The organism is Hyphomicrobium nitrativorans NL23 (genome assembly GCF_000503895.1).
GTDB classification, from domain to species: Bacteria; Pseudomonadota; Alphaproteobacteria; order Rhizobiales; family Hyphomicrobiaceae; genus Hyphomicrobium_C; species Hyphomicrobium_C nitrativorans.
On sequence record NC_022997.1, the window covers coordinates 373,111 to 386,729 of the forward strand.

Below are 13,619 nucleotides of genomic sequence, written 5' to 3' on the forward strand. Positions count from 1 at the left end.
CGATCATGGTCCTTGAAACGACCCGGATAACGGCCCCATGACCTACGTCGTCAACGAGAAGTGCATCAAGTGCAAGTACACCGACTGTGTCGAGGTGTGCCCCGTCGACTGTTTCTACGAGGGGGAGAATATGTTGGTGATCCACCCCGACGAGTGCATCGATTGCGGCGTGTGCGAGCCGGAATGCCCCGCTGACGCGATTAAACCCGACACGGAACCGGGCATCGAGCGGTGGCTGGAGGTCAACCGCGAGTTTGCAGACAAATGGCCCAATCTTACTGCAAAGAAGGCCGCATACGCGGATGCCGACAAGTATAGAGACGAAGAAGATAAGTTCGATAAATATTTTTCTTCCGAGCCCGGTTCGGGGGACTAACGATCATCTGCTCCGATGCGCGCGCAACTTGACGCTCTCCGCTGCTGCCTCGAATTGGAGACTTAATCAATTTCTTTAAGGCCTCGAACACCGATATTCCGGGCTGCGCTTCAATTTTCATGAAATTTGTGTTACAAGTATATTATCGGAAGAATGAGAACTGAACAGGAACGAATGCGGCATCAACGCAGCACCTTACCGCCGACAGATCAAGTCCGGGTGGGGTGCTTTTGGCGTGCTCGCTAATACGTGCCTGATTACTGTGACTTATCGTCCGAAACTTAGATAGCCGGGTAGCGATTTCGGATCGGCAACCCGACATATGGAGAAATCCTGGGGCGACGGCACGGTAACAGGCCGACGTACCGGGGTTGTGCTTGTGTAAGGCTGCACGCCCTGCGGGTTGTTTCCTAACCCGTGCAGCGTCGCCCTGCCGCCCCTGCGGCCGGGAAATGTGACAAGAGAGAGTGAGACAGAAGCCTATGGCTCAGAAGACTAAAGTGCACGCGAAGGCTCGGACGTCGAAGCCCGCTGCGTCGAAGACTCCTGCCCGGCCGTCCGCCGCTGCCAAGAGCGGCACGAAAAAGGCTTCGGCCGCGCCCTCCAGTCACACCAAGAAACCCGCCGCCGCCAAGGTAACTACCGCCAAGTCCGCTCCGAAGAAGGCTGCCGCTCCGGCCAAGAAGCCTGTCGCCGCCAAAAAGGCCGCGCCGAAAGCCGTGGCCTCTGCGCCTCAAAAAGCGGCCGCTCAGAAGACGGTCGCGAAGGCTCCGGCCGCCGCAGCATCCGTGCAGCCGGCCCGCGCCGCTGCTGCGCTTGCGAAGACGACAGGCAGCCAGAAGCTGACGGCGCCGGTGCAACCCGCCGCTGCCGCTACGCCCGCGTCGCCCAAGGCCATCGCAGAGAAAGCTGCCGCTGCGCGCCAGATCATGAGCGCCCAGAATGCGCAGAAGAAATCTGTCAGCCAGCGCCACGGCTTCAAGACCAACGAATTCATTGTCTACCCCGCACACGGTGTCGGCCGAATCACCGGAATCGAGGAGCAGGAAATCGCGGGCATGTCGCTTGAGCTGTTCGTCATCACCTTCGACAAGGAGAAGCTGACGCTGCGCGTGCCGACCGGCAAGCTTGAGAGCGTGGGCATGCGAAAGCTTGCAGAGGACGGCGTCGTCAAGAAGGCGATGGAGACGCTCAAAGGCCGCGCGCGCGTGAAGCGCACGATGTGGAGCCGCCGGGCTCAGGAGTATGTCGCGAAGATCAACTCCGGCGATCTGATCTCGATTGCCGAGGTCGTGCGCGATCTTTACCGCTCCGAAGCCCAGCCCGAGCAGTCCTACTCCGAGCGGCAGCTTTATGAGGATGCCCTCGACCGGATGGCGCGCGAAATTGCGGCCGTCGAAAAGCTCGACGACCGCGGTGCCGTGCAGCGCATCACCGAAGTGCTCTCGAAGAGCGCCCGCGGACGCCGCCTCGCGGAGGGTGCGGACGACGAGGTCAAGGCCGCGTAAGCGCTCTGCCGTTCAGGAAAATTGAAGCGCCCCGCTGAGGATTCGGCGGGGCGTTTTTTTCGAGAGCAACAACACAGCCGCGTTCACCGCCATATCCCTCCCCCATCTCGCCGGAGGCGGGTCTCCGACTCGACGTGGGGAGGTTAGGAGGGGGGTACCCAGACCGTCTGCTGTTGGGCTTCCCCCCGCCTCTAATCCTTCCCCACGTCCATGCGGAGCATGGCTCCGCCATGACGGGGGAGGGGACCAGGCATCTGCCGCGTCGGCGGCCGGGGGCGCGTCGAGAACTTCGATCTCCTCGAACCCGCCCACCTCAATCGCCGGTCCGTTCCGCCGCTCGATCCAGCCGCGCGCGCGGATCGTCCGACCCTCGATGGCGGAGATGCGCTCCGCTCCGCCCTCCGCGCGATCCACGACGCGCGTTGCGAGGCTGACGGTAAAGTCCTCGCGCCAATCGCGACCGAAGTTGAGATAGGTGTACCGACGCGTGCGCGTGACGCTCGCCACGCGGCCCTCGACGACGACGAACCGGCCGACGAGACGCAAGAGGGCGTCTTCGTCCGAAGCCGCGAAGACGCGGAACGTACCGCCGCTCCAAAGACCGCGACGGGCACGGCGGGCTTCGTCTTCGGCTTTTATGAGTTCAGAGACGCAGCCCGCGTTTCCGGGAAGCGTGTAGGCGCGGGCGTACCCTTCAGCGACGAGGTGGCGCTGGACCCACGTCTCGTTGCCGCCGGTCTTCACGTAGAGTTGGGCCAGGATGCGTCCATAGCGGTCGCGGCGGCGGCCTTCATAGCGCAGCGTGACCGTCCGATTGAGCACGAGGGCTTCGACGGCGCGCGTGCTCTCCTTGGCGGGTGGCCAGGTTTGCGTATCGACGGTGAGGGCGTTCGGGCGCGGCGCCATGGCGCCGATCAGGCGCACCTGCCGGCCGTCGTCGAGTTCGACCGTTTCGCCGTCGATCACGCGCACCACTTCATGCGTCGTGCCGAGATCCGGGGCGCAGCTTTCGGAGGCCGCGGCCGAAACCTGGACCGCAAGGCAAGCGACGGCCACAAGCCCGCTCACCGCCGCGTTCCGCCGTTGCCAAGCCATGATCTGCTTTTCCATTCCCGCTCTCGACACCATGTCATGGCGCTCCCGGCGGCTCCAGCAAGTCTTCACCGTGGGCGATTCACGTGAAATCGGCCGAGGCTAACCGCCGCCCAGAAGGCCGATCGGGTCCCACAGAGACAGGCCGATCATCCCGCACTCCGCGACGTCTGCCATGTCATCCGGCTCCAACGTGCCCCAAACGCGGCTCGTGGCTTCCGGCGAGATCGCAATCGAATCGCTCACCTCGACAGCGTTTGCCGGTTCGGTCGGCGGCGGCGACGTCATCGTGAAGTGTTGGCCGTCCGCAACCCAGGCAATGCCTCGCGCGCTGTCGAGACCCAGATCTCCCGCCTGATGGCCTCGGACACGGATCTCGGCGCCGGTCTCATTGTCGATCTCCGACTCAACGCGAACGACAAGATCCCGGGGGCTGGCGGCATCGTAGGCAGCGCTCACGCGCGCCGGCGTCCATGCGACCACGATGCGGTCGTGGGGCAGAGCGTCGTCGATCACGAGCGATGCCGACGGATGGGCAATAACGTAACGGTCGACGCCCGCTCCGCTCCGGGCCGCGATCTCGCCCGCGCCGACGATCACGGTATTTTCGCCGCCGCCGGGCGACACGAACATGCGCTCCGCCGCCCTCAGATCGAAGACGTCGTCGCCCATACCGCCTTCGACGCCCCGCAGTCCTTTCGCAAGCACGAAGCGGTCTCCGTGCGGTGAGCCGACGATCCATTCCGCGCCATGAACATTGAGACCGTGCGCCTCTGCGCCGTTCCACGGCACGCGCGCCGTGAACTGAAGTGTGCGCTCCCCTGCGGGTACGATTTCGAAGCCGGCGTCGGCCGCAGCCAGATCGATCACATCGCCTTTCCCAGACGGGTGCTCGCCTCCGAAATCGATCCTGACGGGGGGAGATGAGAGCCCAACGCCCGGCCCGATCGAGAGCCGGTCGCTCCGTACGTCCCAGACGATGTGCTCGATGGAGAAGAGACGGTCCTCTCCGCCAGCGTAGCTCGCGATAAAGTCCGGCGCGACATGAGCCGGGCCCGGACGCGGCGCTTCGAGCCGGACCTTCCCGGCACCGGAATAGTCGATGGTGTCGACACCGTCGTCCTCATAGGCAAGGCCCGGCTCGCCGCCATGCACGATGTCGAAGCCCTCGGACCAGTGGATGACGTCGTCTCCGCGCCCGCCGAAAAGTTTGTCGACCACGCCCTGCTCGTTGCGTCCAAAGAGCCGGTCGTCGCCAGCGCCCGCCAGCACGGCATTGAAGCTTTTGCCGGTGGCGAGCGTCTCGTCGGCCGAGGTGCCAAGCAGCGTTTTCTTGCCGGGCGAAAACCGCAGACCCGCCGGCATGGCGTCGCCGATGTCCAAACCCGCGTGATAGAGCAACGACGACACGAGCGACGACGAGTTGAGCGTGGGAAGCGGCGATCCCGGCAGCGCGAGTGCGATGTAGGGGAATTTCTGTGCCTCGATCTCGGCTGCGTAGGAGACCAGCGTCGCCCACAGCTCGACGGCACCGCTGCCCTCCGCGATTTCGCGCGGGCCGCGGCTCTCCGGCGTTCCGATCCGCGCCGTCAGCGCGTCACCCACGAGGCCACCGTTGGCATCGGACAACGTGGTGCCGCCGTGCCAGCCGTCCACCGCAAGGCGGACATCGCGCCCATTGGCGTCCCGAATCCCTTCGATCACGAACCAGTCTTCCTGAGGCGCGCGGGCGGCCTCGAAATCACTGCGAAAGACCAATTGAAGATGATCGAACCCGAACCGGCCGAGGCTCAGAGTTTCGACAGGCACACGCTCTACGCGGACAGATGGCATCGGCCGCTCCACGACGGGTGAATCGATCAACGACATCAAAATACAATTTAAGGTTGAATATTTGATCAATACCCCGCGAGATGCGAGTCTCGGTTTCGTTTGCGGCGCCTCTTCCGCCCCTCTCCGATCCGGTTAATACTGAGGAAAAACCGGGCATAAAGCCCATAATCAACCGGGAAGGGGAGACACGACATGGAGGGGACTTCTTTCAAAAACCTGCTGATCGGCTTCGTTGCAGGGGCCATCGCGCTGGTCACCGTGCACGAGTTGATCGCCCTTTGCCTGGCAGACGCCGGGCACATCTCGCGTACACCTTGGTCGCTTGAGACCTCGGGACTGACGGGCCTTCCGCAGATCGTCACAGATGTCGTCTGGGGCGGCGTTTGGGGCATGGTGTTCGCCGCGATCCTCGGCGACGTGCCGCAAGGGTCCATGACGGTGAGGGGCGCCGTTCTCGGCATCGTCGGACCGGCGCTCATCGGCGTGCTCGTGCTCGTTCCGCTCGTCAGGGGCGAGACGTTGTTTCTCAACGCCGATCCCGATCTGATCTGGCCTGTGCTGGTGCTGGGCGCCGGGTTCGGCGCCGCAACGGCTTGGCTCTATGGCTTGTTCACTGCTGGCGGCCGGTTGCCGTAGCGCCGCCGAGGCAGGCAGACGCAACGACGCAAACGCTCCGGAGCGGACTTGTTCGATGTCCCGCTCCGGAGATTTAGGCTTCGGCTCCTTGCTCATCCTCACCGTTGAGGCCGGCTAGATGGTCTGCGCCGGACTTGGTGATTTTGGGGTCCAGTGCGCCGACGACATCCTTGTCTTTGCCGGGATAGTCCAGCGCGGTGAGGATGACGCGCATCGCTTCGAGCCGAGCCCGGCGCTGGTCGTTGGCGGCGATGACGGTCCACGGACTCACGGCGGTGTGCGTGAAGCGCAGCATCTCGCGCTCGGCGTGGGTGTAGGCATCGTACTTGCCGATGGCCGCGCGATCGACCTCCGTGATTTTCCACTGCTTGAACGGTTCGTGACGGCGCTCGTGAAATCGCTTGAGCTGCATCTCGCGGCCGACCGTCAGATAGATCTTGAAGAAGCGGATGCCGTCGCGCACCAGCAGCTCCTCGAACGCGGGTGCGTCGCGCAGAAAATTCGCGGTTTGCTCAGGCGTGCAGAAGCCCATCACGGGTTCGACGCCGGCGCGATTGTACCAGGATCGGTCGAACAGCAGGATGTCCCCTCGCGTCGGCAAGTGGGCGATGTAGCGCTGGAAATACCATTGCCCGCGTTCGGACTCCGTCGGTTTCGACAACGCTACGGAGCGCGCGTGGCGCGGGTTCAAGCGCGCCAAAATGCGAGAGATGCAGCCGCCCTTGCCTGACGTGTCGCGGCCCTCGAACAGCACGACGATGCGCTCGCCCGCTTCGGCCACGTGCGTCTGCAGCTTGAGCAGCTCAAGCTGCAGCTTGATGAGCTCGTCCTCGTAGACCTTGCGTTTCAGCCGCTCGTCGTAGGGATAGCCGCCGGACGCGAGCGCGACCGCATCGAGTTCGGGTGGAAACTCCGGATTGTCGAGATCGAATTTCTTGAGAGCCCGAAGACGGGCCTCCGCGGCTTTTGCATCCGCTTTGTCGTCCTTCGCCTTGCTCATCGCATTCCCCGGTTGGGCTCTCGCCCCACGATAAACTGTCACACAAGTGTTGTTTATCGGGAGGCCTGACTGCCAGACGCATAGAGAGGGGCCCGATTTGAATGCCGTGTCAACGATGGGTGGCCAAACGGGCGGTGCATCGTGATGCTTGAGGCGCCGCCCAGGATCTGGGCATTATCCTCGCCCATGACAGATCCCCGGCCGCTGACCCGATACCTGTCAGCATTGAACCATTGGCTTGCGCCAGTCCTCTCACGGCTCGGCGCTTACGGGCCCCGCGCACGGCGCAGGTCTCGCCCTCTGACCGTGGCCGCGCTGTTGTTCGCAGCGCTAACCCTTATCGGCGGTCTGTCGTGGCTGGCATCACTCGCGGGGTTCCTCGTCATGTCCGCCATCGTCATGGCGCAGGAACCGGACGACACGAACGAGGAAGACCCGTTCGCGATCCCGGAACCGGCCAACCTTCGCCTCGGCCCGCACCTTTCGGAGCGCGGTGCCACGGGCTGGCGGCCGCTGCTCGATGCGATTCCCGATGCGGTCGTCGCGCTCGATCAGAACTTCACGGTCATGCACTTCAACGGGCGCTTCATCGACATTTTCCCGCGCGTGCGCGTGGGTCAGCCGTTCAGTCACGTCACACGCGACCCGGCCCTGAACGAGGCCGTCGATAAAGCGGCTCAGCCCTCGCTGCGCGAGCCCATCGTCGTCAACTTCTACGAAAGAGTGCCCGTCGAGCGTCGCCTCTCCGCCACGGTTTCGCGCCTTGGCGGCCGAGAAGCTCAACGGGGGCTGCCGCTGCTCATCATCTCGTTCCGGGATCTCACCGAGCAGGACAAGCTTGCGCAGATGCGTGCGGACTTCATCGCCAACGCCAGCCATGAGCTGCGGACGCCGCTGGCTTCGCTGCGGGGGTTTGTCGAAACGCTGCAGGGTCCGGCCCGCGACGACGTGCAAGCGCGGGATCGGTTTCTCAGCATCATGGCGAGCCAGGCGAACCGCATGACGCGGCTCATCGACGACCTGCTTTCGCTCAGCCGGGTCGAAATGAAAGTGCATCTGCCGCCTAAGGGGATCGTCGATCTCAACGATGTCGCTTCCTATGTGGCGCAGGCGCTCGATCCGCTCGCGGAGGCGTCCAAGATCAAAATCGTGGTGACGAAGGGCGAAACCCCGATCCGCATCCGCGGCGACCGCGACGAGATCGTGCAGGTCATCCAGAACCTCGTGCACAACGCCATCAAGTATGGCCGCGAGGGCGGGCGCGTCGAAGTGGCCGTGTCGCGCGTGATGGACGGCGTGCCGCCGGTGTCGCGCGGGCTGGTGGCGGTCGCGGACGAGGGGCAAGGCATTCCGCCCGAACATCTGCCGCGCCTCACCGAACGGTTCTACCGCGCGAACGCCGCGGCCAGCCGCGAAAAGGGCGGTACGGGGCTCGGGCTTGCGATCGTGAAGCACATCGTCATCCGGCACCGCGGCGAACTCAGGATCACGAGCGAAGTGGGAAAAGGCTCTACGTTCTCGGTGCTGTTCGACGAATTGGGAACGCGGGGTTAGGCCGTCCCGCTCGTGTCATCCCGGAAAGGCGGAGCCTTATCCGGGACCCAGCGTAGGACCCGTCGAAGACGCAATATTTTGCGGTAGAAGCTTTTCCTGGGTCCCGGCGCTGCGTTCCGGCATTCGCCGTCACTTGGCCGGGATGACAGGAGCGAGGTGGAAAGCTCGCGGGATCAGTCGGTTCGGTATTTCTTGAGCTCGCGCACGAGTTCGGTGAGCCGCTCGGCGACTTCAGCCCCCGTATCGACGGACGCCTTCAACGTTGCGCGATTCTGGATCAGCTTGTTGAGCTGGTCCTGGCATTCGCCGAAGCCGAAAAAGATCGCCTCGGGCGCGTCCACAGTCCCATCCTCGACCGCGCACATCACCTCGAAAGCGTTTTGCGCGGCAAGCACAAGCATGGACGCGACATCGTTCATGACCTGCTGATAGAGGCGGGCGGCATCGCCGCTCACGCGCGGCCCGTGCACGCCGAACTTGAGCGGGGAGGAGCCTTGCGCGCCTTCGCCGGCGAAGAGCGCCGGATTGCGCTGGAAGCGCCGGAAGATTTCGCAAAGGTGGAGGCAGCACGTTTCGAGTTCGCGGAGCGCCGTTGCGGCTTTGCGTTTCGGCCGGATGCGGTCCGGTGCACGCTCTGTTGCCGCCCAGTTGATCGTCGCAATCGAAGAGATGGCGCCCAGGGCTGCGATGGCCGGCAGGACGGCCGCAAACGGATCGGGCGCGATCCGCGTGTCGGCATCGTGAGAGCCGCCCTGATTACGCTTGGACGTCAAAGCGCGTTGTCCTCCCATCGGCCGATTTTGCGCGGTCGAGCCCTGCTCCTACACCCGCGCGAAGGGCCACGCCAGCGTCTTTCCGCGTTTCGTGGAACCGTGGAAAGACGCTGGCGATAAGAACGAACGCGACGAGACTCAGAAGGTTTTTCCCAGACGCGCGTCAACCGAGTGAGAATTGGCGCCGCGGATTACTAAGTAAAACAGGATCGCAGCCCACAGGATCGACTTCTCGGACCCGCCGTATCCTTCGCTTTGGACAATCCAGTGGAAGTAGACGGTGACGAGCAGCACGAACAGGCCCGCGAAAGCAGCCGGCCGCGTCAGGAGCCCAATCGCGATCAGGATGCCGCCAAAGAATTCCGTCATGGCGAGAAGCACGGCCCATAGCTCCGGCGGACCGGGGAAAATGCCGAGGCTTTCGACAAGCCCGGTACGGCTGATGGGATCGAGGATCTTCGGAAACCCGTGCGTCACCAGCGCCAGGCCAGCCACAACACGCAGCAGCGTTTCAGCGAACTCGCTCAAGTTGCCATAGAGGGGCCCAAGGCCCGGGACGATCAGACGGTTGTAAGGGCGGACGGGATCGTTCGACATGCTGGCTCCCCAAAAAAGGATAGGCTCAAGACGATCTCAGATTATATTTCTGACTACGTCAGTCAAGAATATGCGTGCGCACGTTCGACCGGCCCTAAACTGACACGATCCGCTCGGCGTGTCCCAGAACGATGTCGTTCCGCGCGTCTGGCCTAATACACGCGCGCCTTCGGTTCGATGTAGGCGATCTCGTTGGTGAGCGTGTGGGTATGAACGGGGCGGACGTCGAGGGATACTGTCTTCGTTCCGTAGTCCGCGAAGGCAAGCGTGTGCTTCATCCATTCGGCGTCGTTGCGGTCCGGATAATCTTCGCGCGCGTGCGCGCCGCGGCTTTCCTTGCGGTTTTCCGCGCCGACCACCGTCACCGCCGCCTGCGCAATGAGATTGTCGTATTCGAGCGTTTCGATCAGGTCCGAATTCCAGATCAGCGAGCGGTCGGAGACGCCGATGCCGTCCGACGCGTTCCAGATCTCGGCGATCTTCTCGACGCCCTCCTTCAGCACCGGCCCGTCGCGGAACACGGCGCAGTTCGCCTGCATCACCTTCTGCATCTTGAGGCGTAGCGAGGCCGTCGGCTCCGGACCCTTTGCGTAGCGATAGCGGTCGAGGCGGGCGAGCGCCTTCTCCGTTGCGGCTTGCGGAATGTCGGGCTGAGACGCGCCCTTTTCGATCTGCTCGGCGCAACGGATTGCGGCCGCGCGGCCGAACACGACAAGGTCGATCAGCGAGTTCGATCCGAGGCGGTTGGCACCGTGCACGGAGACGCACGCCGCTTCGCCAATAGCCATCAGCCCCGGCACGACGTGATTGGGATCGCCGTCCTTCAGGGTCAGCACTTCGCCGTGATAGTTCGTCGGGATGCCGCCCATGTTGTAATGCACGGTCGGCAGCACCGGGATCGGTTGCCGCCGCAGGTCCACCCCCGCGAACACTTTCGCGCTTTCGGTGATACCGGGCAGGCGTTCGTGCAGGATCTTGGGATCCAGGTGATCGAGGTGGAGATAGATGTGGTCGCCCTCAGGGCCCACACCGCGGCCTTCGCGGATCTCGACCGTCATGGAGCGCGAGACGACATCGCGCGAAGCGAGGTCTTTCGCATGCGGAGCATAGCGCTCCATGAAGCGCTCGCCCTGGCTGTTCGTGAGATAGCCGCCTTCGCCGCGCGCGCCTTCGGTGATGAGAACACCCGCGCCGTAGATTCCGGTGGGATGGAACTGCACGAACTCCATGTCCTGCAGAGGCAGGCCCGCGCGCAGCACCATGGCGTTGCCGTCGCCCGTGCACGTGTGCGCCGACGTGCATGAGAAGTAGGTGCGGCCATAACCGCCGGTCGCGAGGATCGTGCGCTTGGCGCGGAAGCGATGCAGCGTGCCGTCCTCCATGGAGAGCGCGAGCACGCCGCGGCATGCGCCGTCGTCGTCCATCAGCAGATCGAGGGCGAAGTACTCGATGAAGAACTCGGCGGAATGGCGCAACGACTGGCCGTAAAGCGTGTGCAACATCGCATGGCCGGTGCGGTCGGCCGCGGCGCACGTGCGCTGCGCGGGCGGGCCGGAACCGAACTCCGTCGTCATGCCGCCGAACGGGCGCTGGTAGATCTTGCCGTCCTCGGTGCGCGAGAACGGCACGCCGTAGTGCTCAAGCTCGTAGACCGCATCGGGCGCGTGGCGGCACAGATATTCGATCGCGTCCTGGTCGCCGAGCCAGTCGGAGCCCTTGACGGTGTCGTACATGTGCCAGCGCCAGTTGTCGGGGCCCATGTTTCCGAGCGAGGCGGCAACGCCACCCTGCGCGGCCACCGTGTGCGAGCGTGTCGGAAAGACCTTGGTGATGCATGCGGTCTTGAGGCCTGCTTCCGCCGCGCCGAGCGTTGCGCGCAGACCCGCGCCGCCTGCGCCGACGACAATCACGTCATAGGTGTGGTCCTGAATAGGATAGGCGCGGCCATTCAGAGCGGGCGCTGTGGCGTTTGTGTTTTCGGCCATCGTGACCTCAGCCTCCGAAGGCGATCTTGAGAATGGAGAACACGCCGGCCGCGCCGACGGCGACCGCGAAGAACGTATTGGCGACGACGAGCGCAATCTTCGCGCCTTCGCCGTGGACATAGTCCTCGATGACGATCTGCATGCCGAGGCGCATATGGATGGCGGCAGACACCACGAAAAGCAGCAGCGGCAGCGCGACAAGCGGCTTAGCCAGCGTCGCTTTCACGGTTGCGTAATCGGCACCGACGAGGGAGAGCGCGAGGCAGACGGCGAACGCGGCGAGCAGCGCGTTGGCGGCGCCCGTGACGCGCTGAGTCCAGAAGTGATCCGTGCCCTCCTTCGCCGAGCCGAGGTAGCGCACGTTCTTGAGCGGCGTTCGCATGGTCACGGCGCGGCACCTCCCGCAAAGAAGAGGGCGTATCCCCAAACCAGCACCGTGCCCGTCGCCGAAAACGCGAGCGTCGCCCACGACAGAAGATCGATGGTCTTGAGATCGAAGCCGCGGCCCGTATCCCAAAGAAAATGGCGCAGGCCGCCAGCGAGATGATGAAGAAGCGCCCACGTGTAACCGAGCAGCACGAGCTGACCGAACCACGTGGAGAGCAGACCCGTCACGTAATCGTACGCCTCTGCGCCCGTCGCCACGGCCATAAGAACGCAAGCGACGATCACGGTGCCGAAATATAGGGCCGACCCGGTGATGCGATGGACGATCGACATCACCATGTTGATCTCAGGTCGATAGACCTGAAGATGCGGCGAAAGCGGGCGTTCCGCTTTCGCGCCTCTCTCGGCTTTGGCTTCAGCCATCAGTTCCTCGTCCCCCGCAAGACATTGGCGCGGCCCTTGCGGGCCTTACAATCGGTCTGCCGCTCATCGCAGACGGCCGCACGCGGCCATGCCGCGTCCACGGCAACAAACAATTCCGTAAGTCCTCCTGGCCTTTTAGCGCGCCGACCCTACGCGACGCAATTCGCCAAAGGGCTCGAAAACCGCGTCAGAGCGCATCATGGCGTGCAAGGCCGCGACCTATAGCGAATTAACGATGGCCCGGCCCAAGCCTTGTCCGCTTTCGTACGCGTGCTCTGCAAGCCGTCCGAGACACCAGTCTCCGGCGGTTCCCACCTTGTAGTGCGTCGAATAGATGAACGTATCGCCGAGAGACTGTTCCACCAATCCATGACGCCAGAGGTGCGCAAGCATTTGCTGAGGTGCGACCGCGGGCAGGCCAAGCTGGCGCGTCACCTCGCCCCAAAGCTCCTCCGCGACGGCTTCCGGGTCGGCATCCTCGGTTTCACGGCTCCAAGCGGGCGACGCGTGGATCACGATCATTTCGCCTTGCGGCTTGCGGCCCGGCTTCGAGCTGTTGCGCGCAATCCAGCGCAGCACTTCCGACATGTCGGAGTAAACATCCTGCTCGGGCAGCGTTTGCCGGTCGAGGCGCACCATGACGGACCACGTCGGCTGCATCCTGACGCGCGAGAGCGCTTCGACCATGCCTTCGATCCGGCCAAGCAGAAGCCGCGCGGCAGGCGCCGGGATGGCGACAGCAACGGCTGCGAAGGGGCCGACGTTCGTCTGGTCGTCGAACCAGATCGTCCAGCCCTTGTCGGTCTGAGACAGCGTGTGCACTTTGCGGCTGGTGTGGACGCGCACGCTCTCGGCCAGCGGACGTACGATGGAGCTCATGCCGGGCGTTCCGACATACCACGTGTGAAGCTGAATGCCCTTCGTCTCGCCCGAGGACACCTTGGGGTCCCAGCGCGCCGCATAACCCGACGAGACCAGCTCGTTGATATAGTTTCGAAATACGTCCGAACGCGCGGTGAGGTACTGCGCGCCGGAATCGAACGGGACCATGCCGACGCGCGCTGTCGCAACGCGACCGCCGATGCCCCGTTCCTGCTCGAAGACATCGACGAAGCAGCCGGCACGCCGCAGGTAGGATGCGCACGAAAGACCCGCCAGGCCCGCTCCAATGACAGCCACTTTATGCGTCAAAAATTGCTCGACGAGTTGCCTCGCCCCCTCCGAGGACGGCTGCACGCCATCCGCCAGTGCCCACGTTCCACACCTGAAATTTTGTCGATGACGCCGGAACGACGGACAGGGCCCCCACCCTGCCGCATGTCACCTCCTGCAGGACGTGATTCGACTTTCGTCGCCAACTATACACAACGCGCGCGAGCCGTCGAGAATCGCGCCTCACCGAGCGCGCCACGCTCAAACGATCCGCGTTACGGGATGATCTTCGATAAGACCGAT

The 13,619-nt window shown here is 63.9% G+C and carries 13 protein-coding genes; 4 read left to right on the plus strand and 9 right to left on the minus strand.

Annotated elements, in window-relative coordinates; translation table 11 throughout:
• Window positions 1-37: 37 nt before the first annotated feature.
• Together fdxA and W911_RS01640 are read left to right on the plus strand one after the other, a co-directional pair.
• Entirely contained in the window at window positions 38-376 is a 339-nt protein-coding gene (gene fdxA, locus W911_RS01635) for a ferredoxin FdxA (RefSeq protein WP_023785770.1), read from the plus strand.
• A gap of 482 nt (window positions 377-858) precedes the next feature.
• Window positions 859-1,884: a CarD family transcriptional regulator gene (locus W911_RS01640; protein WP_023785771.1), complete on the plus strand. Its 1,026-nt coding sequence runs from the start codon at window positions 859-861 to the stop codon at window positions 1,882-1,884.
• A 12-nt stretch (window positions 1,885-1,896) separates the two neighbouring features.
• Here W911_RS01640 and W911_RS17080 read toward each other — a convergent pair whose 3' ends face one another.
• Entirely contained in the window at window positions 1,897-2,994 is a 1,098-nt protein-coding gene (locus W911_RS17080) for a thermonuclease family protein (protein ID WP_023785772.1), read from the minus strand.
• A gap of 84 nt (window positions 2,995-3,078) precedes the next feature.
• Window positions 3,079-4,809 carry a hypothetical protein gene (locus tag W911_RS17085; RefSeq protein ID WP_144083480.1) on the minus strand — a complete coding sequence of 577 codons (1,731 nt, stop codon included), beginning with the start codon at window positions 4,807-4,809 and terminating at the stop codon, window positions 3,079-3,081.
• A gap of 192 nt (window positions 4,810-5,001) precedes the next feature.
• Between W911_RS17085 and W911_RS01665 the strand changes: the two genes are divergently transcribed.
• Window positions 5,002-5,445 carry a hypothetical protein gene (locus tag W911_RS01665; RefSeq protein WP_023785774.1) on the plus strand — a complete coding sequence of 148 codons (444 nt, stop codon included), beginning with the start codon at window positions 5,002-5,004 and terminating at the stop codon, window positions 5,443-5,445.
• Between the two features lie 73 nt (window positions 5,446-5,518).
• Here the strand turns inward: W911_RS01665 and ppk2 are convergent, their stop codons facing one another.
• Window positions 5,519-6,445: a polyphosphate kinase 2 gene (ppk2, locus tag W911_RS01670; RefSeq protein WP_023785775.1), complete on the minus strand. Its 927-nt coding sequence runs from the start codon at window positions 6,443-6,445 to the stop codon at window positions 5,519-5,521.
• A 384-nt stretch (window positions 6,446-6,829) separates the two neighbouring features.
• Between ppk2 and W911_RS01675 the strand changes: the two genes are divergently transcribed.
• Window positions 6,830-7,999, plus strand: coding sequence for an ATP-binding protein (locus W911_RS01675; protein ID WP_158412820.1), 1,170 nt, complete (start codon window positions 6,830-6,832; stop codon window positions 7,997-7,999).
• Between the two features lie 173 nt (window positions 8,000-8,172).
• Here the strand turns inward: W911_RS01675 and W911_RS01680 are convergent, their stop codons facing one another.
• The 6 genes from W911_RS01680 to W911_RS01705 all read right to left on the minus strand — a co-directional run bounded on the left by W911_RS01680 (window position 8,173) and on the right by W911_RS01705 (window position 13,355).
• Window positions 8,173-8,772: a hypothetical protein gene (locus W911_RS01680; protein WP_023785776.1), complete on the minus strand. Its 600-nt coding sequence runs from the start codon at window positions 8,770-8,772 to the stop codon at window positions 8,173-8,175.
• A gap of 138 nt (window positions 8,773-8,910) precedes the next feature.
• A complete protein-coding gene (locus tag W911_RS01685) occupies window positions 8,911-9,369 on the minus strand; it encodes a DoxX family protein (RefSeq protein ID WP_023785777.1) in 459 nt (152 codons plus the stop codon).
• Window positions 9,370-9,521: 152 nt separating this feature from the next.
• Complete coding sequence (gene sdhA, locus W911_RS01690; RefSeq protein WP_023785778.1) at window positions 9,522-11,354, minus strand: succinate dehydrogenase flavoprotein subunit; 1,833 nt, start codon at window positions 11,352-11,354, stop codon at window positions 9,522-9,524.
• Window positions 11,355-11,361: 7 nt separating this feature from the next.
• Window positions 11,362-11,736, minus strand: coding sequence for a succinate dehydrogenase, hydrophobic membrane anchor protein (sdhD, locus tag W911_RS01695; RefSeq protein WP_041316155.1), 375 nt, complete (start codon window positions 11,734-11,736; stop codon window positions 11,362-11,364).
• Window positions 11,737-11,738: 2 nt separating this feature from the next.
• Window positions 11,739-12,164 (minus strand): succinate dehydrogenase, cytochrome b556 subunit, encoded by a 426-nt coding sequence (gene sdhC, locus W911_RS01700; RefSeq protein ID WP_023785780.1) that lies wholly within the window; start codon window positions 12,162-12,164, stop codon window positions 11,739-11,741.
• Between the two features lie 219 nt (window positions 12,165-12,383).
• Entirely contained in the window at window positions 12,384-13,355 is a 972-nt protein-coding gene (locus W911_RS01705) for an NAD(P)/FAD-dependent oxidoreductase (RefSeq protein WP_023785781.1), read from the minus strand.
• Between the last annotated feature and the right edge of the window lie 264 nt (window positions 13,356-13,619).